This is a genomic window from Deinococcus radiophilus, from assembly GCF_020889625.1.
Lineage (GTDB): Bacteria > Deinococcota > Deinococci > Deinococcales > Deinococcaceae > Deinococcus > Deinococcus radiophilus.
Window position 1 is genome coordinate 743,986 of the sequence record NZ_CP086380.1, and the last position, 24,959, is coordinate 768,944.

Below are 24,959 nucleotides of genomic sequence, written 5' to 3' on the forward strand. Positions count from 1 at the left end.
CTGGCGATAACCCAGAGCAACCCGTCCAATGAAAGATGCTGGGCGGGTTGCTTCTATTCCTCAAAATCCCCCTCCAATTTCAGAAGGGAAGGGGGAAGGTTATTCAGCCTTGGCTGGCTTACCTGAGGTGCGGCGCTGACGTGGCGCAGTGGATTTGGCTTTCGCCCCGCTTGGGTTGGTGCCCTTCCCTGATCGGGGACGGCGCTGGGAAGTGGAGACTGGAGCTTCCTCCTGAAGGTCCATCTCAGGCTCAGGGTCTATGTCCGTGGGGTCCGCTGCTTTGCGGGCGCGGCTGACCCGCTTGGGTTTACTGCTGGTCTGCTCGCTGGATTTGGCAGGCTGCGGCAGATCTCCGGAGAACTCGGTGTCCAGAGGGTCGTGGCTGCCCGCTGTGTCCAGGCTGGTTGCAGGGTCAAGTGGTGCGAACAGACCATCCAGATCTGCCGCAGTCAGTTGCGCGGCGTCGGTCAGGCCGCCGTCCAGCACACCCTGCGCCAGTGCAGCTTTGCGGGCCTGCATTTCCAGAATGCGCTCCTCCACGCTGCTTTCGGCAATCAGCTTGTACACGAACACCGGCTTGTCCTGCCCGATGCGGTAGGCGCGGTCGGTGGCCTGGGCCTCGGCGGCAGGGTTCCACCAGGGGTCCAGGTGAATCACCGTGTCGGCAGCGGTCAGGTTCAGGCCCACGCCACCAGCCTTGAGGCTGATCAGGAAGATGGGTACCGCGCCACTCTGGAACTGCTCAATCACTTCGGGGCGGTTGCGGGTGCTTCCAGTCAGCTTGGCGTAGCCCAGGCCCAGAGCCCCCAGATCCTCTTCTAGCAGCGTCAGCAGCGATGCGAACTGCGAGAAGATCAGGATGCGGCGGCCTTCTTCCACCAGTTGCGGCAACTGTTCTTGGAGCCAGTCGCGCTTGGCGCTCGCCGTGACGCCCTCAGCGGCCTTAAGGCGCAGCAGGCGGGGGTCAGTGGCGACCTGCCGCAATTTGAGTAGTGCGTCCAGAATGGTGACCGTCGCTCCGCCCAGGCCCCGGCGTTCCAGCTCGGCTTGCACGCGGCCCAGGACGCCTTCGCGGACGGTTTCGTACAGGTCACGCTGTGCGGGGGTCAGCGTCAGGAACACCGGAATTTCAGTCTTGGGAGGCAGTTCCTTGGCGACGACCTGTTTCTCACGCCGCAGGATGAAGGGGCGCACGCGAGCATTCAGCGCCTGCTGGCGCGCTGGGTCGCCGCGCTTTTCGATGGGTCCGCGGAACTGTTCACGGAACTGTCCCGCCGTGCCGAGGAGCCCCGGCGAGACGAAGTTAAACAGCGACCATAGCTCGCCCAGGTGGTTTTCCAGCGGCGTGCCGGTCAGGGCCAGGCGGTGACGGGTGCGCAGTTGCCCGGCGGCCTGCGCGGCCTGACTGCGGTGATTCTTGATGTTCTGTGCTTCGTCCAGCACCACGTAATGCAGCGGCTGCCTCTTCAGCACTTCCAGGTCACGCGGCAGCAGCGAATAACTGGTCAGAATCAGGTCGTAGTCGCCCAGCGATCCGAAGTGTTGCTCGCGTCCTGGTCCGTGCAGCACCAGCACACGCAGATCCGGTGCGAAGCGCTCGGCCTCGGCGCGCCAGCCGCCCAACACGCTGGTGGGGGCAACCACCAGGCTGGGCAGGTCGGCGCGGCCCGCTTCTTTTTCGGTCAAGAGGTGGGTCAAGGTCTGCAACGTCTTGCCCAGGCCCATGTCATCGGCCAGGATGCCCCCCAGGCCGTATTCGCGCAGGAACTGTAGCCAGGCCACCCCCTCACGCTGGTAGCCGCGTAGCTCAGCCTGAAGACCCTGCGGCGGTTGGATTTCTGACAGACCCGCAAAGCTTTCCAGTCGTTCGCCCAGTTCCAGCAGTTCAGCTGCGCCGTCCCAGTGGGCCGGAACGCGCTCTGCCAGTTGAGCCAGTCGGGCCGCGTCCAGCAAGGGCAAGCGCAGGGTGTCCGTATCGTCCAGGCCCAGGTGCAGCTCGCCCAGGACGCCCAGGATGTCGCGCACCCGTTCGGCGGGCAGCTGCACCCGGCGGCCATCTTCCAGCCTTACGGTGAAGGTATCGGTAGGTGTGAGTTCGGCCAGTGCGCCCGGCGTGAACAGTTCCGGCTTTTGCTCGGCCAGGGCCGCGATGACGGGCAGCAGGCTGTACCGCTCGCCGTCAATCACCACGCCCAACTCCAGGGTGAACCAGCCCCCGTCCGTTTCGGTTTCGCCGTACCAGTCCTGAATCTGCGCGTAGTGGTGAGGGAAGGACGGTTCCAGTTCAATCTGAAAGCCCGCTGCTTCCAAGCGGGGCACGTCCTGCTCCAAAAAGGTTTGCCAGCGTTCCGGATCGCTGAAGCCGTACAGTCGCCGGGCTTCAGGCAGATTGGTCTGCGCGCCGCGGGGCAGCAGCTTGGTCACCCGCTTGAGGCCCAGTCGCGTGATCTGCTGGGTGGCAGCCTGCTCGGCGGCAGGATCGGGGCTCTCCACGATCAGTTCGCCGGCCGCGTACCATTCGTGGCCGCGGCCGGTGAGCAAGCGGCCTCCGTACTCGTGATCCAACCGCGCCAGCCCAAAGCGCTGGGTCTGGGTGGTGCGCCGTCCCGGTTGCTGCACCGGAATGCCCTGTTCCAGCAAGCGCAGCACCGGCTGATAAGGCTGAGTCAGCCGCCGGGTGGGGATGGCCTGGGGCAGCGGCAGCCCAGCGGGCCAGAGCGTGCCGGGTTCTGCCCGCAGCCGTTCCGCCAGCGCGGCAGCCTGCGCCGGAGGGACCGGAGGCAGGGCCAGCAGATGGGCTTCGGTTTCGCCGTCCAGCGCAGAGATGACCCGGCCCACCTTCAGCACCTGGCCGTTCTGAGCGTTGCTCCCTGCCGAAGCTGCCAAGACGGTCGGCGGAAAGTACCACTCGCCTGCCAGGGTCAGCGTGGTGAGGGCCGCCAGTTCAGGCGCGGCGGCGCGGCGCAGACGTTGATAGCCACGGGCGTCCAGCAGCCATTCCAGTGGTTCTTGCAGGTCTGGTCCCAGGGTCAGGGGCGCAGGATGATCGCCCCAGAACAGCAGCCGCTCAGTCAAGGCGTCCAGCAGCCAGTTTTCACTGCGGGCATCGGCGGGTAGGCGCCAGGCTTCCTGCCCGCCCACACTGGTCAGAATGGCGTGGGCCGCCAGAGTTTCAAGCAGTGGTTGGTATGGCCGCAGTGGCCCCGGCAGGGAGCGGCGGCTGCGGACCACGCCGGTGTAGCTCTGGAGGTAGTCCGACAGGTGAAACAGATTCAGGTGGTCCCGGCTGCCCGAGGTGTCCGCGTAGAGGGTCACGCTCAGGGCCGGACCGTCCTCGCTGGCCTGAACAGGGGCCAGTTGCAGGCGTAGAGGTCGGTCGCTCACTTCGGTGCTTGGCAGCGCTGAGCGCAGTTTGTTCAGCCAGTTCTGTCCCTGGGCGTCCAGCGGCAGATGTACAGGTTCGGTTTCGCTGCTGTCCGGTAGCGGGGGCTGGTCCAGGTCCGGGGTGGCTGGGGCCTGCGCGGCGGCCACTCCAAATTCGTTCAGCGCCTGGGTCAGTGCCGAGGAGGTCATCACCCGGACCATGTGGGCGCAGTGCCGCCGCTCGCACGAACAGCCCAGGCCCTGATATTCACCGCCCGGCCCCAGTTGCAGCGCCAGGCTATAGGTTTGATCCTTGGTGGCAACAGAAGCGATGCCCACGAAGCCCAGGGCGGTTTGCTGCAATTTGACGTTCTGTACTGTTTTGTCGGGTAGTTGCTGGCCCCTGCGGATCGCCGCTTTGGTAAACAGCTCCGCACTTAATCTTGGATGGGTCACTTCAGCCTACTTTCGTGAGGTCTTTGGGCAGTGGCAAAAATTCAATCTCCGGGTGTTGTTCGGCCGTGTAGTCCAGGTCGTAGTGCGAGCGGAACAGCATCACCGGGCGCCCCTGGTCGTCTTCCATCGTCCGGGCGAAGCGGGCCACACTGCCCTCGTCCCCAGCGATCCAGCGCACCAGTGAATAGCTCGTAACCGACATTTCCACGTCCACCTTGTATTCCTCTTCCAGCCGCGCCTGGAACACCTCGAATTGCAGCGGCCCCACGGCGCCCAGGAACGGTTCACGCGCCCCATCGGTGGGATAGAACACCTGCACCACACCTTCTTCGGCCAGCTGGGTCAGGCCTTTCATGAACGCCTTGCGCTTGCCCACGTCTTTGAGATGCACACTGGCAAAGGTTTCGGGCGTAAAGCGGGGGAAGCTGGGCAGTTCCAGTTTGCCGCCGAGGCTGATCACGTCCCCGATCTGAAAGACGCCGGGGTTGACCAGGCCCACGATGTCGCCGGGATACGCTTCTTCGACCTTTTCGCGGTCCTGGGCAAACAGCGTGTGTGCCTGTGACAGCCGCAGCTTGCGCCCGGTGCGGGTGTGAATCACGTCCATGCCCCGGTCAAACTCGCCGGACATCACCCGCATGTAGGCGGTGCGGTCACGGTGGGCGCGGCTCATGTTGGCCTGCAACTTGAAGATGAACCCGGCAAAGGCCTCGGTGGGCGGGCGCGGCCCCTGGTTGGTTTCGGTCGCACCAGGACAGGGGGCCAGCTCCACGAAGTTGCTCAGGAAGTGCTCCACACCGAAGTTGTTCATGGCCGACCCGAAAAATACCGGGGTCATTTCTCCGGCCAAGAAGGCCTCCGCATCAAAGTCAGGCAGCGCACCTTCAATCAGTTCCACGTCTTCAGCCAGTTTGGCGGCCAGGTCGGCGCCGACCAGCTCGGCCAGCTTGGGGTCGTCCAGGCCCGCCGTCTGTACCGGGGCGCGGTGTTTGCCGCCAGAGGTGCGCTCAAAGGCCAGCACCCGCCGCGTCTGAAGGTCGTACACGCCCCGGAAGTCCGGGCCATCGCCAATCGGCCAGGTCAGCGGTACCGCCACGATGCCCAGGGACTCTTCCACCTGGCTCAGCAGATCAAACGGGTCCAGCGCGGGGCGGTCCATCTTGTTCACGAAGGTCAGGATGGGAATGCCCCGGTTGCGGCACACTGCAAACAGTTTTTCGGTCTGCGCCTGCACCCCACGCGCCGCGTCCAGCACCATCAGCGCACTGTCGGCGGCGGTGAGGGTACGGTAGGTGTCCTCGCTGAAATCCTGGTGTCCCGGCGTGTCAAGCAGATTGATGTGCCGCCCCTCAAATTCAAAGGTCAGCGCCGAGCTGGAAATGGAAATCCCGCGTTGCTGCTCGATGCTCATCCAGTCGGACTGGGTGTGCGAGCGGCCCTGCTTGGCCGTGACGGATCCGGCTTCCTGAATCGCACCCCCGTACAGCAGCAGCTTTTCAGTGATGGTCGTTTTGCCTGCGTCGGGGTGGGAAATGATGGCGAAGGTGCGGCGGCGCTCAATCTCGCGCTGGAGGGTGTCGGAAGTGGCGGTCATGGCAACTCTCCTGTCATCGCCCCGCTTGGGCAGCGAGGCACTGAGGGGTGGTGGGAACTCTGGTGCTGCCGGGAAAGGCCAGCCGGACGGCGCGGCCCCGACCATGACAGCTTGAATGGCTGGTCGCCAGTCAGAGGACAGCTTGGAAAGGCCAGCGCGCGTGCCGTCGCCCTCAGTTCAGTGAGAGAGCGTAGCGGGGTGCGGCTGGGTCGCCCAAGCCTGCTGGGAACTTTGTCTGCCGAGTAGCAGTGTAGGTCCGTGGCAGCCGGGACGCGGCATAGGGCGCATGATAGCAGGGGAGAGGCGAAAAAGAAGCCCATCCTCATCGCGTCCACGTATTACACTCCTCCTCATGACCCCACGCCCCCTGACCCTTATCACCGGCGCTACCGGCGGCATTGGCCGCGCCATCGCTGCCGCCCTCGCCCCGGAGCATGACCTGATCTTGCAGGGCCGTGACATTGCCACCCTCCAAAAGTTACAAAGCGAATTACAGAATGACGTTCTGGTAACGAGGATTCACCTGCTTTCGCTGGACCTGACGCAGCCGGAAACTTTCGCTGAAGCCACCGCTGACCTGCGCCCCACCCATCTGATCCATAACGCGGGAGTGGCTGAACTGGGCGGGGCCAATGAACAAGGCCACGCCGTTTGGACCCGGACCCTGGCGGTCAACGTAGTCGCGCCCGCCGAGCTGACCCGCTTGCTGCTTCCAGCGGTGCGGGCGGGGCGGGGCACAGTGGTGTTTATCAATTCTGGTGCGGGCCTGCGGGCAGGAGCGGGCTGGGGCAGCTACGCGGCCAGCAAGCACGCGCTCAAAGCCCTGGCCGATGCGCTGCGCCAGGAAGAAGCTGAGGCGGGCAGTGGGGTCCGGGTCAGCAGCCTTTATCCGGGTCGCACCGCCAGTGAAATGCAGCGCCGCATCCGCGAGCATGAGGGCCAGCCCTACGATCCGGCCAGCTTTATCCAGCCGGAGACGGTGGCCGATGTGGTGCGCTATGTGCTGTCAGCGCCGCGTGACGTTTCCCTGGAAGATGTGGCCGTGCGCCCCGGCCCCAACTGAATGCACTGACGATCAACCGAACCGTGCTTTTCTCATGACAGCCGTTCGCTAAGCTAGGGGTCATGAATATTCTCGGCAAAATTACGGTCCTGCCCCGGCTCCCCGAAGCCATCGGGCGACTGTCGGAACTGGCTTATAACCTGTACTGGAGCTGGGAACCCCGCGCCTGTAGCCTCTACCGTGAGCTGGACCCGGAAGCCTGGGAAACTTACGGTCACAACCCGGTCCGCACTCTGCTGGAAGCCAGCAGCGAACGCATGGAAGCCGCCGCCGCCGATCCGGAGTTTGTGCAGCGTTATCAGGAAGTTATGGCCGAGTTCGATGCCTATATGCGCCGGACAGACACTTGGGCTGCGCAGCACGCCGCCGACCTCAAGTCAGTTGCGTATTTCAGCATGGAATATGGCCTGCACGAGTCACTGCCGATCTACTCCGGGAGCCTAGGCGTACTGGCGGGCGACCACTGCAAGAGTGCTTCGGACCTGGGTCTGCCGTTTACCCCGGTAGGCCTGCTGTTTCACCAGGGGTATTTCCGCCAGACGTTTAACCGCGACGGCTGGCAAGAGGAGAAGTACGACGAGCTGGACGTGACCACCCTGCCGATTCGTCCCATTCGGCAAAACGGGGATGACGAACTGAGGATTTCTCTGGATATCGGTGGACGGGACGTGATGGCCCGCATCTGGCAACTGGTGATTGGCCGCATTCGGATGTTGCTGCTTGATACCAATTTGGCCGAAAACCACCCGGATGACCGCCTGCTTACCTCACGCCTGTACGGCGGCGATCAAGAAATGCGTCTCAAGCAGTACATGCTGCTCGGCATCGGCGGAGTGCGGGCGCTGCGTGCCGCGGGAGTTTCTGCCGAGGTCTGGCATATGAACGAGGGTCATGCAGGCCTGCTGAACCTGGAGCGCATCCGCGAGCGGGTAGAGCAGGGCATGGACTTCCGCGCCGCCACTGAACTGACGGCGGGCTGCACGCTGTTTACCACCCACACACCCGTCCCAGCCGGCAATGACGCTTTCAGCTGGGAGCTGATGGACCGCTACCTGGGCGGCTGGCCCGAGCGGCTGCGAACCAGCCGGGACCAGCTGTACTCGCTGGCCCGGAGTGGGTCGCTGGAGGACCACGGCCCGGCCTTCAACATGACGGTCTTCGCTCTAAGGATGAGCCGCATGGCCAACGGTGTTTCCAAGTTGCACGGTCAGGTCAGCCGCGAGATGTGGCAGGGCCTTTATCCCGGTCTCTACGCCGAGGAAGTGCCGATTGGGCACGTGACCAATGGAGCGCACAACCTCAGCTTTACCAGCCAGCGGATGCGCGACCTGCTGGGCACCGTGATGCCCAAAGACTGGACCCAGCGTGTGCACGAACGGGAGTTGTGGAACAACGCCGAAAAACTGACCGACGCCCAGCTGGCCGAAGTCCAGCGCGAGATGAAGGGTGAAATGATCGACTTCGTGCGTGAGCATCAGCGGGAAATGCTGCTGCGCAACGGTGCCGGGGCCGCCGAGCTGAGCCACACCGAAACATTGCTCAGCCCCGATGTGCTGACCGTGGGCTTCGCGCGGCGTTTTGCCACCTACAAGCGGGCTACGCTGCTCCTGCGTGACCGTGACCGCCTGAGCCGGATCGTCAATCATCCGGAGCGCCCGGTACAGTTCGTCTTTGCTGGCAAGGCCCACCCCGCCGACAACCCCGGCAAGGCCATGATTCAGGAGATTTACCGCGTCTCACAGCTGCCGGAGTTCCGGGGCAAGATCGTGATTCTGGAGAACTACGACATGCATGTGGCCCGCCGTCTGGTGCAGGGAGTAGACGTCTGGATGAACAACCCGCGCCGCCCGCTGGAAGCTTCCGGGACCAGTGGCATGAAGGCGTCATTTAACGGCAGCCCGAATTTCAGCGTGCTGGACGGCTGGTGGGTCGAAGGTCATGATGACGGTAATGCCAACGGCTGGCCCATCGGCGAGGAGCGCGAGTACGCTGATCAGTCGGTGCAGGATGACGCCGACGCCTTCAGCCTGTATCAGACGCTAGAGCAGACCATTGTGCCGCTTTACTACGGCCACAACGAGAAGGGCGACGCCGCAGGCTGGGCCAAGGTGGTGCGTGATGCCATTGAGTCAGTCAGTGCTCAGTTCTCCATGCAGCGGCAGGTCATTGATTACGTGCAGTGCTATTACCGCCCGCTCAGCCAGCGCCGTGACCTGCTGACCGAAGGCGGTGGCGTACGCGCCCGTCAGATTGCCGAATGGAAAGCCTGGACTGAGAAACAGTGGCCGCAGGTCTGCATTACGGCCAGCCATCATCTGCCCGCCACTGCCGAACCCGGTGAGGATATTGAGGTCACGGCCCAGGTGGACCCGGCCCGGATTGCCCAAGCGGAGTTGCGTGCCGAGGTGGTTCTCAAGCGTGGCCACCGCATTGAGCGCTTTCCGATGGTGCAGCGTGAGGATGGGCAGTACGCTGCCCGCGTGTCGCTGGACCGCAGTGGCATGTACGAGGTGGGCGTGCGCCTTTACCCCTACATTGAAGGCCTCAGCAACGACTTTGAGCTGGGATTGATCAAGTGGGCCTGAGGGTCTAAAAGACATAGAGGGTCAGAGCGATTGCCTCTGATCCTCTATGTTCATTACAGCTAGAACAGCAGTTCCACGTCGTCGTCGGCCTGACTCTGTTGGCCCAGTGGCAGCGCCAGGGTAAAGGTAGATCCCTCGCCCCGCACCGAGTCCACCCAGATGCGGCCCCCGTGCTCCTCGGCGGCCAGTTTGCAAAAGGCCAGGCCCATGCCGGTGTCAAAACGCCCATGCAGCGTTAGGCGTGACTGCTCAAAGGCCGCGAATAATCTGGGGATGTCTTCGGCGGGGATGCCCTCGCCGTTGTCGGAAACCCGCAGCAGCAACTCCTGCCCCATAACCTCCGTTTGTACCCCGATCAGGCCCCGCTGGGTGGTGTGCTTGAGGGCATTGCTCAGTAGATTGGCCAGCACCCGGCGCAGCATGGTGGGGTCAGCGCTGAGCGGAGGCATCGGCACGATGTTGACGGTCAGCTGACGGTCACTCAGCCCTGCACCCACGTCACCCATGGCCTGCTGGACGGTCTGCTCCAACTGGGCCGCCGTCATCTGCTCGCGCTTAAGATGCATCTTGCCCGCCTGAATCTTGCGCACATCCAGCATGTTCAGCGACAGGTGCAGCAGGTGGCTGGTTTCGTCACGGGCCACTTCCAGCAGGTCTTTGGCGTCATCAGGCAGGCGCGGGTCATCGGCCACCACTTCCAGTAGGCCCAGAATTGCGGTGATCGGGTTTTTCAGGTCGTGGACCAGCATGTGTACCAGCTGGTCGCGCACCCGCTCTTCCCGCTCCCAGCCTTCAAGTGCCGATTCGACCTGCTGCAGCTGAAAGCGTAGGCCCTCCTGCTCCTCGGACAGCCGGACGAGGGCTTGAATCTGCTGCGCCAGCATAGAAAGTGGCGAAGCGAGCGGCAACGTCACATCTGCTCCGGCTGCAAGCAGTGCAGGCCAGCGTTCCGGTGGGGTCAACGCCAGCCAGCGGGTGGATTCCAGTCCAGCGTGGCGGCGCAGCACCGGCAATACGTCGGGCCAGCGGTCGGAGACCGTTCCGGAGACAATCACTGCAGCTGAAGGCCGCAGCCCATCCGGCAGGCGCAGCAGCGCTTCAGCCGACAGCACTGGCAACATGGCCTGTTCCGGCATAACCCGGCGCAGTTCCGTGACCCAGGCTTCGGCGGCACCGACCACCAGCACCGGGCGGTTGGCCTCAGGAGCAGTGTATTCAGCGGACAAGGTATCCCTGCTCCTTAAAGCGCCCCAGCCAGGGTTCGATCTCGGTGAGGGGGGTGTCGTGTTCGAGGGCAAATTCGGCAGGTGATACGCCACGGATGAGTGCTTGGATCAGCGCTGGGGCCAGATCAGTCCCAAATTCGGCGCGGAACTCGGCGTGTGCCGCCGTGATGGGGCTCAGCACATCCCGCCCACGCAGGGTGGGCTGATAGGTGGCGTGGGCCCAGCCCACCAGGTTGCGCGGTAACACCAGGGGTTGCGGGTTGGCGACTGGAAACGCCCCCTCGTAGGGCAAGCTGGCGTCCAGGGTGGCCACGGCTTCCCCATGGGCATAGAGGACCGCTCCAGTGGGTTGGGCATACAGCCCATTAAAGTCAGCGCTGAAGTCGAATTTCTGTGCCCGATTGCCTAGCCCACTGAGCAGCTCTGCGTACTGAGCCGGCAGGGGATAGGCGGCCAGCTCCGCGCCCACTTGGTAACTCAGGATCAGCTCGCCCAGGGCTTCTTCGGCCACGATACTTTCGGCGGGGACAACAGCGCCACTGCGGAGGGTGTCCGCGGCAGCACTCACCGGGCGGCCGCGCAGAAGTAGCACCCAGACATTTTGCTCTTTACGGCTGGAATGCAGGTAGCCGCTCCAACCCTGGGCCTGGAGATGCGACAGAAAGACATATAGGTCGCAAAAAGATTGGTGTAAGCCCAGCTGACTGGGGGCCACATCCGGCAAAAAGCGGGCCAGAAAAGGCTGAACCTCCCGGAACCGTGGATACAGCTGGGGCAGCTCTACCACGCTGGGCATTGCCTTGGCTGAGGCGGCGCGGCGCGGTGTCTTGACCGTGCGGGCTGGGGTGGGGTTATCTCCTTCAGGCATGAGCGCAGTCTCCGTGGCGTAGGTATAGCTGGTCTTTAAAGGCCCAGTTTAACGTACCTCAGGTGGTGAGGCGAGGGCAGAGGCCAATGATTCCGACTGCTGGTCTAGCTCTGGGTATGTGGCAGCAGTTCACGGGCGTACCACTCGGCGTTGCGCACATAGCGCTCAGCGTTCTCAAACGGCTGTGCCGGGCCGATGACCCTTGCCGGGACGCCCACCGCGACCATGCCATCCGGGACCTCATCTCCGCCGCGCAGCAGCGCCCCAGCCCCCAGCACTGCACCCCGTCCCAGACGTGACCCGCTCAAGAGGGTGGCGCCCATGCCAATCAGCGATCCTGCTCCACAGTGTGCTCCGTGGACCACTGCGCCGTGTCCGACCGTCACGTCTTCTTCCAGCACACACGGGTGCCCCCGCTCGGTATGAAGTACCGCCGCGTCCTGCACATTGGACCGTGCCCCCACGACCACAGGTTCAATGTCGCCGCGCAGCACCGCCCCAAACCAGACCGAACTCTGCTCGGCCAGCGACACTGTGCCGATCACGGCGGCCCCCGGTGCAATGTAAGCGCTGGGGTGAATGACCGGCTGACGGTCTTCCAGGGTGTATACATTGCTGCGGGCCTGTCTGGCTGCCCAGGCGAATTCGGCCTGCCAGAGCAGCTGCACATCTTCCGGATAGGACAGCAATTGCCTCGCTTGTTCTATGGGATAAAAGCCGCCATCAATAAAGGTGTCCTCCAGCTGCACTTTGCCTGCCAGAGCTTCCAGAACGAACCAGTCTATTTCGCGGCGCTGGCCCCGGTCATTGGTGTAGCGGGTCGCGGGGAGCCAGCCGACTTCTGCTGCCTGAACACCCGTTTCCTCGTGAACCTCACGGAGGGCTGTTTGCAGCGGTGTCTCGCCGGCTTCCAGGTGGCCTTTGGGAAAGGTCCAACCGCCGCTGCGATACCGCACCAGCAGCACTTCACCGCGCCGATTCAGCACCACACCGCCCGCCCCAGGCTGCACCGGGGGATCACTCGTGTGGGCGGAACCGCTCGTGGCCTGCTGGGAAAAGTCGCTCATATCTGAAGTATAAGAAATGCCTGACTTGAGCGGAGATGCGGTTGCTCAGCGAAGCAGGCAGAAGGTCGGGGGAGTGAAGACTTGCTCAAAGGCCTAAAAAATCCCCTTGCAGCCACCATCTATCACGGCGGCTAACGGTCGGCGGTCGGCAGATATGCCCCCCTCTGGCTCTGGGCATGTCATAATGTCCGGGTCTGAAGCCGCAGCCAAGACAAGTGATGCTCTGTTTATTGAACGGGTATCGGCTGTGCGCGGCAGATGCAAGGAGATGTATGCCTCAAGGACGAGTAAAGTGGTTCAGCGTTGAAAAAGGTTATGGCTTTATTGAGCACCCCGGAAACCCCGACGTGTTCGTGCACTACAGCGCGATCAGCAGCAACGGTTTTCGCAAGCTGAACGAAGGCGACGAAGTCGAATTCGAAGTAGGCGACGGTCAAGGCGACCGTGGTCCCCAGGCCAAGAACGTTGTCGTGACCAATGCGGCTCCTGCTCCGGCAGGCCGCAGCGAGCGCTGGTAAGTTCTTTTTCAGTCGCTGAGCCACTTGGGCCAAAGTTCTGATCAGAACGGCCATAATTGAGCTGGTTGTAGTGACGACCCGCCTCCAGATGTGGGGGCGGGTTTTTTTGGTCCTGGCCCGTAGGCCTATAGGACAGGGGCATTGCCTCAGACTAAGGATCCTCGCTGACCTATGCGGACCGTGAGTCCAAAAGTTTGAGCCGCAGCAATTTTGTTCTGCGGCTCTGCTTTTTCCGATCAGTTTGCTGGAGCTGTGGTTTCGGCTTCTCTAGGTTGGGCCAGCACATGGGGTGAAATGGTGAGGCCAATTTCGCCTGCCCAGTCTTGCCAGTCGCTCATGCCCTGTCGGAACATCAGTGGGCGTTTTTCCCGCTTGCCCCATTTGCGTTTTCCTTCAGGCAAGGGCGGATCAGGAACCAAAGCCCAATTCACATTCATCGGCTGGAAACCTTTGGGGTTGGCACTGGCGAGGTAATGCACCAGACCACCCAGCATGGTGGTGGGTGGTGGTGCCACCGGGTCTTTGCCCTGCGCCAGCCGCGCTGCGTTCAGTCCGGCCAGCCAGCCGGTCGCCGACGATTCCAGGTAGCCCTCCGTCCCAGCCAGCACGCCAGCCACAAACTTCTGCGGATCTGCTTTCAGCTGCATGGTGGCATTCAAGACCTCCGGGGCATTCAGATAAGTATTGCGGTGCATCACGCCGTAGCGGACAATTTCAGCATTTTGGAGGCCGGGAATCAGCTGTACCAGTTCCTTTTGGTCGCCCCATTTCAGGCCGGTCTGAAAACCGACCAGCGACCACATCCGGCCCTCGGCGTCTTCCTGGCGCAGCTGGGCCACCGCGTAGGGCCAGCGCCCAGTGCGTGGGTTGTCTAGTCCCTTAGGCGACATCGGCCCAAAGCGCGGGGTATCGGGACCACGGCGGGCAATTTCTTCAATCGGCATGCAGCCCTCGAAGAACTCCAACTTTTCCCAGTCGTGGGGCGTATGGCTGCGGGCTTGCTCCAGTGCAGCGATGAAGGTCTGGTATTCCTCCTTGGTGAAAGGGCAGTTGATGTAATCTGCGCTCTGTTCGTAGCGCCCGGCCCGCCAGGCTGTATCCAGGTCAATGCTGGCAGCGTCAATCACTGGTGCGGCGGCGTCGTAAAAGCTCAGGCGTTCACTGCCGGTCAGGCGCATCAGGTCCTGCGCCAGCGCATCGGAGGTCAGCGGGCCGGAGGCAATCACGCAGATACCATCTGGCACGGCGGTCAGTTCTTCTTCCACCACTTCAATCAGGGGGCATTCCCGCACGCGCCGCGTGACTTCGGCGCTGAAGGCTTCACGGTCCACGGCCAGTGCGTTCCCTGCGGGCACACGGCTGTGGTCGGCGCTGCCCACGATGCCAGCCCCGACTGAGCGCATTTCAGCTTGAAGCATTCCCTTAGACTGCATCTCGCCCTCGCCGCCCAGACTGGTTGAGCAGACCAGCTCGGCAAACTGCCCAGTGCGGTGGGCTGGGGTCATCTTGTGAGGGCGCATTTCATACAGGCGCACCCGTACGCCCTGGCTGGCCGCGCTCAGGGCCGCTTCGGCTCCAGCCAGGCCTGCGCCGATCACGGTGATTTGAGCAAGTTCAGACATCGTCATTCCGCCCAGTGTAGCCGTGAATCGGCCCCACTGCCGGAGGCTGCATACCAATTCCATACGTCTGGTGACCAGGGTTGCCTGCCTCATCAAGCCTGGGCGGGTGATGTGCCTGTCAGATTCGTGAGCCTAGCATAAGCGGTGAGCTGAAACCGGAAGGGGGTGGGCGATGAGCAAAGCGGTGAAAACGGCGGTAGGCCATATCGGAGCGGATCAACCTACGCTGCCAGCAGCCCGGCGACTCCCTTCTAGCCTGCGGACGCAGATCACCGCTGTCATTGCGTTGATGGCCTTTTTGCCCAATCTGGTGATTACGGTGGTGGCGAGCCCCAGCCTGCCCATTTTGCCGTTGGCCGTCTGGATGGGATTGGTGGCACTGCTGTCAGGGATGATTGCCTGGCTCCTGAGTGGTCTGCTGCTGCGTCCCCTGATCCGCCTGCGCGCTGAGGTGGAACAGGCCGACTTCGGCGCTCCCTGGCCGGACGATCCCACCGAAATCGTGGCATTGCGCGGTGCTTTTTCCGGTCTGCTGGGCCGTCTGGGAACGGAACAGGCCCGCCGCAACGCTTTTATGGCAACCCTGGTGCATGATCTCAAGACCCCACTGATCGCGACCGGCCATCTGGTTCACTCCCTGACTCATTTCGATCTGAGTGCAGACGAAAAGGCCGAAATCAGCGACCATCTCCTGACCGAAAACCGCCGCTTGTTGTCCCTGGTCAGTCAGATGGCGGATGCCCACCGCTTTGAACGTGACGATGTCCGCCTGGACCCCCAGGCCACCGATCTGCGCTCGTTGCTGGTGCGGGTAGCGGGGCGCCTGGAGCAGGCCGCAGCCGAACGTTACCTGAGACTGATGGTGGTGGGGGCAGGGCAAGCGGTGGTAGATGCCGCAGTGCTGGAGCGAGCCGTGACCAACCTCACCGACAATGCCCTGCGTTACGCCCACTCGGAAGTGGTCCTGGCGGTGGTCCCGCAGGGCCTGGAAGTCCGCGACGACGGCCCAGGACTAGAGGGCGATCTGGACGAACTGGCTCAGCCGTTCAACAGTCAGCCGGCGCTGATTGCTGGGCAGCATTACACCGCCGGAACTGCTGGGTTAGGGCTGTTTATCGCCCGCCGCATTGCCGAGGCCCATGGTGGCGGCCTGTATTACTTCCGCGACCCGCCGCAGCCGCCGGAGCGTCCCAGCGCCCGCAGTGTGTTTTTACTGCACTTATCCGAAGTTGAAATGGAAAGCCTCAGTCCGCCCTCCGCTTCCGCCCCCGAAAGGAGCCCATCATGACCCAGACCAAAACCCTCCCCAACCTGCGCCCAGAGCAGCGCCTTCCCGGGCAGCGGGTAGGGGAAGCTGGGTTCATGCCTGCACCCCAGACCAGGCGGATGACCCTGGTGATCGCGGACGATCATCCCCTGTTCCGGATGGGCCTGAAATATGCGCTGATGCACCAGGGCTTTGAGGTGGTCGCCGAAGCCCAGGACGGCAACGAGGCCCTGGAAGCGTGCCGCAGTTTGCGCCCCACCGCGGCCCTGCTGGACGTCAAGATGCCGGGGCTGACCGGGATTGAGGTCTGTGAGCGGCTGAGTCGTGATTGCCCGGAGGTCATCAGTATCCTGATTACCACGTTCTCTGAGCCCGCCATTATTCAGGCGGCGCGGGAAGCGGGAGCGCGGGGTTATCTGTCCAAGGAAACCGACCCACCCGCGTTGGCCGCGCAGTTACAGGCCATCATCACCGATCCGACCCAGGACCGGTTGCCCAGGGTAGACGTCCCGCGTCTGACCCCCCGCGAGAGTCAGGTCTTGCCGCTGCTGGCACAAGGACTGAGTAACAAGGAGATTGCCCGCGAGCTGGGCCTCAGTCCCGACACGGTCAAAGACCACCTGGCACGGATGTACGGCAAGCTGGATGCCTGTGACCGGACCGAAGCGGTGAGCCGGGCGCGAACCATAGGCCTCTTAGAATAGAGGGGAACTTAGACCTGGGATTGGCCCTGGGAACCCTGATTCCCCGCGCCGCGTACCGGGAGCATGACCGAAAAAGAATATGGCCGCCCGCAGGGTCATCCTGCCGGAAAGCAGTCCACGGCCGCCGATGCTCAGGCCAGCACCAGCTTGCATGATTTCCTGCAGCAGACAGCAGAGCGCGACAACCCCGGCGACGTCTTTGAGCTGGAGTCGCCCAAGATGCTGGAGGCCAACGTCAGTGGCCGGATCTGGAGCAAGCTGGGCGCGATGGTGGCCTACAAGGGCCAACTGACCTTTCAGCGCGAGGGCCTGTTAGACGGCGGCATGCTGAAGGCCTTCAAGCGGGCCGTCTCCAGTGAAATGACGCCGCTGGTCGCCATTGAGGGCAACGGCATCTGTTACCTGGCAGACCGGGGCAAGCAAGTGACTGTTCTGCGGTTAGAAGGCGACACCCTGAACGTCAACGGCAATGACCTGCTGGCCTTTGAGGACAGTGTGACCTATGACATCACCATGCACCGCCGCATGGCGGGCTGGGCCAGTGGAGGTTTATTCAGTGTGCGCCTGAGCGGACGTGGGCTGGTGGCGGTCCTGAGTCACGGTAAGCCGCTGACACTGCCGGTCCGCCCCGGTGAGCCGATAATCACGGACCCTAACGCCACCGTGGCCTGGAGCGAAGGGCTGAGTCCCGAGCTGAAAATGGATCTGTCACTGCGAACCCTGCTGGGCCGGGGTGGGGGCGAAACCTTCCAGATGGTGTTTGAAGGCAGCGGATTCGTGGTGGTGCAGCCTTACGAAGAGACACCGATCCTGGTCAGCGGAGGCTAAGGCGGTCCACTGGCGTCCATCAACCAAAAAGAGGCCAGTGCTGGGTACTCCCAGGCTGGCCTCTTTCTTTTTACTTTCTCAGTCGTTGGCGACGGCGGCGTGGGCCTGCGCGGCCTGTGAGCCTTCGCCAGTAAACGCCGCTTCCAGCTCTGCCAGGGCACGTTCGGCGCTCATGGCGGCGCGGGTGCCAGTGCCGACGCTGGTGGCCAGCTGGCGGTACACCCAGTCGCTGACGTCGCCCGCCGCAAACAGCATCGGCACGCTGGTGTAGATGTCTTCGCGGACATCCACGTAGCCGTCATCGCGCAACTTTACGGTGTCCTTGACGAATCCAGTGTTGGGAATGTGGCCGATAAAGATGAACACGCCATCAGTCTCCATCACGCGCTCCTCGCCGGTGTTCACGTCCTTCAGCCGCACGCCGCTTACCTGCTCATTCCCCAAGATCTCTTCCACGGTGGTGTTCCAGATGAATTTCATCTTCTCGTTGGCGAACACACGGGCCTGCGCCGACTTGTTGGCCCGCAGCTCTTCACGGCGGTGAATCAGGGTGACTTCATCAGCAAACTTGGTCAGGAACAGGCCCTCTTCCACGGCGGCGTCGCCACCACCCACCACCACGACTTTTTTGCCCCGGTAGAAAAAGCCGTCGCAGGTCGCGCAGGTGCTGACGCCCTTGCCCCAGAACTTCTCCTCGCCGGGAACGCCTAAGCGGCGCGGCTCGGCCCCGGTGGTCAGGATCACTGACTTGGCCTGGTAGTTCCCGGCGTGACCCTGCACGGTGAAGGGATATTGCACCGCTTCAGTGGTGTGATCAATGCTCAGGACTTCATCCATCTCAATCACGGCGCCGAATTTCTCGGCCTGCTGCACCATTCGCTGGCTCAGCTCCATGCCGCTGATCGCTTCGGGAAAGCCGGGGTAGTTCTCCACTTCTTCCGTCTGCGAAATCTGGCCGCCCGGCAGGCCGCGTTCCAGCACCAAGGTGGACAGTTCGCCGCGCCCGGTGTAGATGGCGGCTGTCAGACCCGCAGGGCCGCCCCCCACGATAATCACGTCGTACATCTGGGCTTGTTCACTCATATCTGTAGGGTAGCACCGGTGGCCCAGTTGTTCTGAGACTGATTCACATATTTATATCTACCGATGCGCTCTTAGGGCGGCGCGGCGAGTCTCAGGGTAAATGCAAGCTTTTCACTGGGCGCGGCCCGCTAAACTCCATATAGTACGCAGGTGATCGCTTACATCTGGGGCACCGTGCGTGAGCTGCGTACTGGCAGTGCCGTCATTCAGGCCGGCGGCTTAGGGTATGAGGTGCAGTGTCCTCAGTCCACCCTGGGCCGCCTCAAGGTGGGCGGCGAAGCTGAGCTGCATACCCGCTTCATTGTCCGCGAGGACGCGCAATTGCTGTTTGGTTTTCATGACGCCGACAGTGCTCAGCTGTTTGACCTGGTGACCGGGGTCAGTGGCGTGGGGCCCAAGTTGGGACTGGCGATGTTGTCGGCCATGCCCGTCTCGGCGCTGGCTCAGGGCATCGTGGATGGGGATGCCAAGTTGCTGTCCAGCGTAAGTGGCGTGGGAAAGAAAACTGCCGAGCGCCTGATTCTGGAAATCCAGAGCAAGGTGCCGGAGCATCTGGCTGCAGGTGGCCGTGGCGCTGTTCCAGTGCGCCTGAGTACTGCTGGGGCCGACGCAACCGATGCGCTGATGGCACTGGGCTTCCGCGAGCCACAGGTCCGCAGCGTGATTGCCGCGTTGCTGGCTGACGATCCAGAGCAGGGCAGCGACGCCCTGATCCGCAAAGGCCTGGGCAAACTCCGCTAAGCCTCGTTCCAGTCAGCAACTCCTGGGCCATATTTCCCCAAGACAAGAAAAGAGAACACTGTGACGCAGCAAGGCATCCAAGAGGGCGTGGACATTCGTGACAACGCCCAGGAAGAGAATCAGCCAGAAGTCTCGCTTAATACTGGCTCCGAGAATCAGGGGCAACTGACCGAGGAAGACCAGAAAGTCAGCTGGCTGGAGCTATTTTTCGACTTGATTTTTGTGACCTCCTTCGACCAGTTGGCCAAACGACTGGGCGACAGCTTCGCCCCCGAAAACATCATCGTCTTTTTGCTGATGTTCGTGGCCCCGTGGTCGGTCTGGTCCGGCAACACACAGTTCGCGGCCCGTTTTGGTAACGACTCTAAAATCTACCGCTGGGGCACCCTGCTGGAACTGCTGACCCTAGGTGTGCTGAGCCTGACCCTGCGCAGCGACGTGGAACATACCGGCTGGCTCTTTGCGGCTGCCTACGCCTTTAACCGCTTTACGCTGGTGGGCATGTATCTGTTGCTGGCCCACAAGGAGCCGGGCGCCAGACAGTACGCCCGTGTCACGGCGGCGGGCCTGGCCCTTTCTGGGGTGCTATGGCTGCTGAGTATGCCCACCAGTCACACCCTGACGCTGGTGCTGTGGGGACTGGCGCTGCTGGTGACGGTCCTGACCCCCGTGCCTGCCCAGCGCTATCACCACCATGCCCTGCCGCACCACGAGCACCTGCCAGAGCGGGTCGGCCTGCTCCAGATCATCGCGCTGGGCGGCATCGTGACCGAGGTGGTGGTGGGAGGCCGTCAGCAGGAAATGACGCTGTTGGGGCAACTTCCTACGTTTCTTGCGCTGGTGACCTGTATTGCGATGTTCCGCTTGTACTTCGATCAGTCGCGGGCGTTGCCGGTGCTGGTGGCCAATCTGCAGTCACGGGGCGGAACATTGATGTCCTGGCTCTATGCACACCTCCCCCTGACCATTGCGATCATGATGGTCGGGGTAGGGTTTGGACACGGCATCGCCTACGAGGACGAACACCATGACCAACTGAACCTGACCCTGGTGAGCTGGGCGATGGCGGCCGTATTCGGATCGCTGGCGCTGATTCGCTACAACTCTTCACGGCTGACGCGGGTTCCGTCATTGGACCGCTCTATGCTGACCCTGCTGGCAGGGGCGGTGGCCAGTGCCCTACTGGCCCTCAGTCATCTGGGGGCCTTGTCACTTCACCTGGCTACGGCAGCTGTGACCGTAGTCGCGGCCCTGATCATCGCCACTGATCCGGCTTCGCAGCGCCTAGGCAAAGTTGAGGAAGCTGTCCTGGACGAGCACGGCAGCGAAGAGTAGCGAAGGTCGGAGGTTGACACCAGAGATGGGTCGGCCTCCGACTCGGCGGGCCGTTATGCTGGGGGTATGTCCACTGAGTCTCCGCTGACGCATGCCGAATACCTTGACCTGCGGGATGAGGTGGAGCGTCACAACCGCGCCTACCACGAACAGGACGACCCCGAGATTCCGGATGATCAGTACGACGCTCTGGTGCACCGTCTGCGTGCCGCCGAAGCGGAGCATCCGGAATGGGCCGACGGACTTTCGCCCGCGCAGCAGGTAGGTGGGGCCGTCAGTACGGCGTTTGAGTCGGTGGATCATCCTACCCCGATGACCAGCCTCGACAATGCCTTCGGGGACGATGAGATGTATGGCTGGCAGGAGCGGCTGGCCCGCTCGATGAACATGGACCCGGAAACCGCCGAGTTCCGCTACACCACTGAGCTGAAAATTGATGGCCTGAGCGTCAATCTGTATTACCGTGACGGCGAATTGCAGTGGGCCGCCACACGTGGCAACGGGCGCACCGGGGAAAAGGTCACGGCCCAGGTGCTGACTGTCCCTGGTATTCCTCAGCAGCTTCCCGGCCTCAGGGGTGAACTTGAGGTGCGCGGCGAAGTGTATCTGGCCCGTGAGGACTTTGCGGCCTACAACGCGCGCGCCGAGGAACTGGGCGAACCACTGCTCAAGAATCCCCGCAACGGTGCAGCGGGGGCTCTGCGGCAGAAAGACCCCGAAGTGACCCGCCGCCGGGGTCTCAAGGCCATCTTCTACTCGCTGGGGAAGCGGGACGGTGTGCCTGCCCGCACCCAGGGCGAGGTACTGGACTGGCTGGCGGCCCAGGGCTTTGCCACCAGTCCCTATTCGCGTACGCTGGACGGGCTGGAGGCTGCCTTGGCCTACCACGCCGCGCTGACAGCCAGCCGCGCTGACTTACCGTTTGATGCGGACGGCACCGTGATCAAGCTGGATGCTCTGGCCCTGCAAGGGGAGGCCGGATTCACCAGCCGTGCGCCGCGCTGGGCCATTGCCTACAAGTTCCCGGTAGAAGAGGCCGAAACGGTACTGGAAGAGATCAGCGTAGGGGTAGGCCGGACTGGTAAGATCACTCCGCTGGCCCATCTGGCCCCGCGCCTGATTGAAGGCAGCACCGTTAGCCGTGCCACGCTCCATAACGAGGACTTCGTGCGTGACCTGGACCTGCGGCTGGGGGACACGGTGGTGGTGCGTAAGTCAGGCGGCGTGATCCCACAAATTATGCGTGTCATCCCTGAGCGGCGACCGGCCGACGCCCAGCCATACGTTTTTCCCACCGAGTGTCCGCAGTGTGCTCATGCCCTGGTCCGCACAGAGGGCGATGCCAACACCTACTGTCCCAACCCAGCCTGTCCCGCACAGCAGTTCGAACGCATCAGCTATTTCGTCAGCCGGGAGGCCATGGATATTCGGGGCGTGGGCGAACAGCTAATCCGTCAACTGCTGGCGCAGGAGTTGGTGCGCGACGCTGCCGACCTCTATACCCTGAGTGCTGAAACGCTCGCAGGATTGGAGCGCAGCGGAGACAAGAAGGCCGCCAATATCCTTGTGCAGCTGGAGGCCAGCAAAACTCGGCCGCTGTGGCGGGTGATCAACGCGCTGGGCATTCAGCATGTCGGGGCACGCGTCTCGCAGGCGCTGGCGGCGCAGTTCGGCATGCTGGACCACCTGGTGGCTGCCGACGAAGCTGCCGTTGCCGCCGTGCCAGGACTGGGGCCGGTCATCGCCCGGAACCTGGTGGCCGCCCTGCAGGATGAAGCCATGCGTGACCTGCTGCGCCGCCTGGAAGAGGCCGGGGTGCAGCCACCCCAAGAACAACAGCAGCGTGGCACGGCTCTGAGCGGCCTGAGTTTCGTGATTACCGGGACACTCAGCCAGCCGCGTGACCACTACAGGGCCTTGCTGGAAAGTCAGGGGGCACGCGTGACCGGCAGTGTCACCAAGAAGACCAGCTTCCTGCTGGCGGGGGAGGACGCAGGCTCCAAGCTGGAAAAGGCGCAGCAACTGGGGACAGCGGTCTTGGACGAGCATGGCTTGGCGGCGTTGCTGACGGAACATGGCGTTCTGGCCGGGTAAACTGATCTCATGGAATCGCTGTTTGCCCCTGGAGATTGGGGACTGCCCAACATCGTCTGGATGTTGATCCGCATCCTCAATATCGCTTTTCTGATTCATGCCCTGATGCGGCGGGACTGGCTCTGGGCCGCTTTTCTGGCGTTTGGGGTCTTCACTGGGGGCGGTATTTTCGTCACGCTGTTCTATGCGTTCACGGTGTTTGGGCCCGCCATGCAGGGCAGTGGAACACGTACTCGGCAGGCCGTCCGCCAGACGGTCAAGACCACTGCTGAAGCAGTCAAGACTCTGGACACCCGGATTCAGGAGGCACAGCAGGTCTTAGGCCGCAGCGATACCCTCGCCAACCGGACCCAGCTGGCGAATCTGTATACCCGTGCCAAGCGGTTGGACGATGCCCAGGCCACCTTGCAGCCGCTGCTGAGCGGTATCTATCAGGATGATCCGGTGGTGCTGCTGACCAGTGCCGAGCTGGATCTGGCACAGGGCCACCCTGCCCAGGCCGAGGCGAAACTGACTCAGGTGGAATTGCAAACCTCCGCCTCCACCAAGACGCGCGCCCTGACCTTGCTGGCAGCGGCTCAGACGCAGCAGGGCAACGCCACCGGAGCCGAGGCCACCTACCAGGAGGCCATGCAGACGGCCACCACCGAAGAGCCCCGCGTCCGCTACGCTGAATTTCTGATGGACCAGGGCCGCACAGAGGATGCGCAGCGAGTGCTGGAGCGGCTCTTGCAGGTTGAAAATGAAGCCACCCCACTGTACCGCCGTCAGGAGCGCGAATGGTTCGAGTTGGCCGGCAGGCTGCGCCGTCAACTGCGGCGATAAGTGGCAGGGGAGACGCGGACTGGTCCGTCCTGCTTTCCATTATCGCCCTTGGAAGAAGGCTTGCAACTCGTCAAAGGGTCGGTAAGTCTGCGTGGCAATTTCTTCCAGAATCCGGGCCGCTACAGTTTCAGCCCATTTGCTCTCGTTGGCTGTGATGGTTCCTGCTTTCAGGGCATTCTCTAGATCTTCTTGGTCGATGATGACGGGATTGAGCGCCGTCCACCGACCTGCTCTATCTCTGGAGGCCAGTGAGATGACATCCAGATACGCATCGCTGGTCCAGGGAAAGCCAGCTTCAGCAATGACGTCAGCGTAACACCAGACAGGTTCATCAGCTGCATTGAGACAGACCAGGCCAGTGCGGTCTCCATGCTTGGGCACCCAGTACAGCCAGTGGTAGTCGGCGTCCAGCGAGATGACCCATCCCCCCCCGGATCTTCTCTCTCAGGGGCTGATCCGTCTCCAACACGGCAAGTTTGACAATCCAGGCATCGTCCAGTTCATGCACAGTGTCATGACTCTGCAGCCCAGCAAAGAACTTGGAGAAACGACTCCCCTTACGTTTCATATGGCCAACATTTTGTCATGAACGTAGCTCTCATGCTTGGTCGGCAACCAAAAAGAACCCCCCGCCAATTGGCAGGGGGCCTTTGCACCTCGGTACTTCCGTGAACCTTATTTCAGTTCGACTTTAGCGCCGGCAGCTTCCAGCTGCTCTTTCATCTTGTTGGCTTCGTCCTTGGCCACGGCTTCCTTGATGGCGCCGCCCTTCTCGGCCATGTCCTTGGCTTCCTTCAGGCCCAGGCCGGTGATGGCGCGGATTTCCTTAATGACGTTGATCTTGCTGGAACCGGCGTCCACCAGAACCACATCGAACTCGTCTTTTTCAGCAGCGGCTTCGCCAGCACCGGCGCCAGCGCCAGCGCCAGCAGCGGCCACAACGGCTTCGACGCCCCAGGTTTCTTTCAGGCCGTCAATCAGATCAGCCAGTTCCATAATGGTCAGTTGGCTCAGTTGGTCAATCAGTGCTTGTTTGTCGTATGCCATGGTCGTTTCCTCCAGGGATGAATTTGAATGTCAGGGTGTAGGGGAGAATTAAGAAGCGGCTTCGGCTTCGCTGCCGCCCTCGGCCTGCAGCTTGCTCTGGTAGGCTTCCAGCGTACCGATAAAGGTTGCGAGGTGGGTCGACAGAACACCGACCATTTCGGCCTGCAGGCTCTGCTTGCTGCCCAGGGTCGCCAGCTTGCTGATGACTCCGGTGTCCACGCGCTTACCTTCGACAAAGCCACCCTTGAATGCAGGGATTCCGGCGTCATTGCCTTTGGCGACATCGTTGAGGGCTTTGGCCACACCAGCTGGGTCTTCACTGGCCAGCACCAAGGCGCTGGGTCCGGCGAGGATGTCTGAGAAGTCCTGATCGCTGCTTTGCAGGGCCAGGTGAATCAGGGTGTTCTTGGCCACGATCATCTGGCCGCCCTTATCACGGATGTCCTGACGCAGTTTGGACAGCTGTCCAGCGCTCAGTCCCTGGTAGTCCACCAGGTAGAACGAATCTACGTCCGTCAGGCTCTGCTGCAGGTCACTCAGGCTTTGTTGATTGCGCTCATTGGCCATGCTTGACCTCCTTTTCATATGCTGCCGCAGGGGCAGTTCTGGGGTCCAGGTGCGCTACACCTGGCATCTCGGCGGGATGTTTAAACCTGGCAAGGATCCCCGCTGT

General features: G+C 62.5%; 20 protein-coding genes. 10 read left to right on the top strand and 10 right to left on the bottom strand.

Translation table 11 applies throughout. The features are described 5' to 3' along the window. Positions 1-99 precede the first annotated feature (99 nt). Both LMT64_RS03905 and LMT64_RS03910 read right to left on the bottom strand, forming a co-directional pair. The gene (locus tag LMT64_RS03905) at positions 100-3,819 is read right to left on the bottom strand and encodes a DEAD/DEAH box helicase (protein ID WP_126351579.1); all 3,720 of its coding nucleotides are present in this window, start codon (positions 3,817-3,819) and stop codon (positions 100-102) included. A gap of 1 nt (position 3,820) precedes the next feature. Further along, positions 3,821-5,413, bottom strand: a complete 1,593-nt coding sequence (locus LMT64_RS03910) for a peptide chain release factor 3 (protein WP_126351580.1) — start codon at positions 5,411-5,413, stop codon at positions 3,821-3,823. A gap of 352 nt (positions 5,414-5,765) precedes the next feature. Here LMT64_RS03910 and LMT64_RS03915 point away from each other — a divergent pair, with 352 nt between their 5' ends. Together LMT64_RS03915 and glgP are read left to right on the top strand one after the other, a co-directional pair. After that, entirely contained in the window at positions 5,766-6,476 is a 711-nt protein-coding gene (locus tag LMT64_RS03915) for an SDR family oxidoreductase (protein ID WP_126351581.1), read from the top strand. Positions 6,477-6,538: 62 nt separating this feature from the next. Further along, complete coding sequence (glgP, locus tag LMT64_RS03920) at positions 6,539-9,061, top strand: alpha-glucan family phosphorylase (RefSeq protein WP_229253370.1); 2,523 nt, start codon at positions 6,539-6,541, stop codon at positions 9,059-9,061. A gap of 59 nt (positions 9,062-9,120) precedes the next feature. Here glgP and LMT64_RS03925 read toward each other — a convergent pair whose 3' ends face one another. The 3 genes from LMT64_RS03925 to LMT64_RS14225 form a co-directional block, all read right to left on the bottom strand. Then, positions 9,121-10,287, bottom strand: coding sequence for a sensor histidine kinase (locus LMT64_RS03925; RefSeq protein ID WP_229253371.1), 1,167 nt, complete (start codon positions 10,285-10,287; stop codon positions 9,121-9,123). Further along, on the bottom strand, positions 10,277-11,155 hold the full coding sequence (locus tag LMT64_RS03930) for a hypothetical protein (protein ID WP_126351583.1): 879 nt from the start codon (positions 11,153-11,155) through the stop codon (positions 10,277-10,279). The genes LMT64_RS03925 and LMT64_RS03930 overlap by 11 nt, the downstream gene beginning before the upstream one ends. A gap of 104 nt (positions 11,156-11,259) precedes the next feature. Further along, positions 11,260-12,222 carry an NUDIX domain-containing protein gene (locus LMT64_RS14225; protein WP_324295869.1) on the bottom strand — a complete coding sequence of 321 codons (963 nt, stop codon included), beginning with the start codon at positions 12,220-12,222 and terminating at the stop codon, positions 11,260-11,262. A gap of 272 nt (positions 12,223-12,494) precedes the next feature. On the opposite strand from LMT64_RS14225, the gene LMT64_RS03945 reads away from it, so the two are divergent. Further along, positions 12,495-12,740, top strand: a complete 246-nt coding sequence (locus LMT64_RS03945; protein WP_126351584.1) for a cold-shock protein — start codon at positions 12,495-12,497, stop codon at positions 12,738-12,740. Positions 12,741-12,976: 236 nt separating this feature from the next. Here LMT64_RS03945 and trmFO read toward each other — a convergent pair whose 3' ends face one another. Then, on the bottom strand, positions 12,977-14,368 hold the full coding sequence (gene trmFO / locus LMT64_RS03950) for a methylenetetrahydrofolate--tRNA-(uracil(54)-C(5))-methyltransferase (FADH(2)-oxidizing) TrmFO (RefSeq protein WP_229253372.1): 1,392 nt from the start codon (positions 14,366-14,368) through the stop codon (positions 12,977-12,979). 166 nt (positions 14,369-14,534) lie between these two features. Here trmFO and LMT64_RS03955 point away from each other — a divergent pair, with 166 nt between their 5' ends. The 3 genes from LMT64_RS03955 to LMT64_RS03965 all read left to right on the top strand — a co-directional run bounded on the left by LMT64_RS03955 (position 14,535) and on the right by LMT64_RS03965 (position 17,161). After that, entirely contained in the window at positions 14,535-15,650 is a 1,116-nt protein-coding gene (locus tag LMT64_RS03955) for a sensor histidine kinase (protein ID WP_126351586.1), read from the top strand. Positions 15,651-15,748: 98 nt separating this feature from the next. Continuing rightward, positions 15,749-16,333 (top strand): response regulator transcription factor, encoded by a 585-nt coding sequence (locus tag LMT64_RS03960; RefSeq protein WP_126351668.1) that lies wholly within the window; start codon positions 15,749-15,751, stop codon positions 16,331-16,333. Between the two features lie 63 nt (positions 16,334-16,396). Beyond that, complete coding sequence (locus tag LMT64_RS03965; RefSeq protein WP_126351587.1) at positions 16,397-17,161, top strand: AIM24 family protein; 765 nt, start codon at positions 16,397-16,399, stop codon at positions 17,159-17,161. 78 nt (positions 17,162-17,239) lie between these two features. Here LMT64_RS03965 and trxB read toward each other — a convergent pair whose 3' ends face one another. Continuing rightward, complete coding sequence (trxB, locus tag LMT64_RS03970) at positions 17,240-18,244, bottom strand: thioredoxin-disulfide reductase (protein WP_126351588.1); 1,005 nt, start codon at positions 18,242-18,244, stop codon at positions 17,240-17,242. Positions 18,245-18,394: 150 nt separating this feature from the next. On the opposite strand from trxB, the gene ruvA reads away from it, so the two are divergent. From ruvA to LMT64_RS03990, 4 genes are all read left to right on the top strand, one after another. Beyond that, complete coding sequence (ruvA, locus tag LMT64_RS03975; RefSeq protein ID WP_126351589.1) at positions 18,395-18,985, top strand: Holliday junction branch migration protein RuvA; 591 nt, start codon at positions 18,395-18,397, stop codon at positions 18,983-18,985. Positions 18,986-19,045: 60 nt separating this feature from the next. Next, positions 19,046-20,320, top strand: a complete 1,275-nt coding sequence (locus LMT64_RS03980; protein ID WP_229253373.1) for a low temperature requirement protein A — start codon at positions 19,046-19,048, stop codon at positions 20,318-20,320. 66 nt (positions 20,321-20,386) lie between these two features. After that, on the top strand, positions 20,387-22,414 hold the full coding sequence (ligA, locus tag LMT64_RS03985; RefSeq protein ID WP_126351591.1) for an NAD-dependent DNA ligase LigA: 2,028 nt from the start codon (positions 20,387-20,389) through the stop codon (positions 22,412-22,414). Positions 22,415-22,423: 9 nt separating this feature from the next. After that, entirely contained in the window at positions 22,424-23,239 is an 816-nt protein-coding gene (locus tag LMT64_RS03990) for a tetratricopeptide repeat protein (protein ID WP_126351592.1), read from the top strand. Positions 23,240-23,278: 39 nt separating this feature from the next. Here LMT64_RS03990 and LMT64_RS03995 read toward each other — a convergent pair whose 3' ends face one another. The 3 genes from LMT64_RS03995 to rplJ all read right to left on the bottom strand — a co-directional run bounded on the left by LMT64_RS03995 (position 23,279) and on the right by rplJ (position 24,853). Beyond that, positions 23,279-23,620, bottom strand: a complete 342-nt coding sequence (locus LMT64_RS03995; RefSeq protein WP_126351593.1) for a hypothetical protein — start codon at positions 23,618-23,620, stop codon at positions 23,279-23,281. Between the two features lie 294 nt (positions 23,621-23,914). Next, on the bottom strand, positions 23,915-24,286 hold the full coding sequence (gene rplL / locus LMT64_RS04000; RefSeq protein WP_126351594.1) for a 50S ribosomal protein L7/L12: 372 nt from the start codon (positions 24,284-24,286) through the stop codon (positions 23,915-23,917). Between the two features lie 48 nt (positions 24,287-24,334). Further along, positions 24,335-24,853 carry a 50S ribosomal protein L10 gene (gene rplJ / locus LMT64_RS04005; RefSeq protein WP_126351595.1) on the bottom strand — a complete coding sequence of 173 codons (519 nt, stop codon included), beginning with the start codon at positions 24,851-24,853 and terminating at the stop codon, positions 24,335-24,337. Positions 24,854-24,959 lie beyond the last annotated feature (106 nt).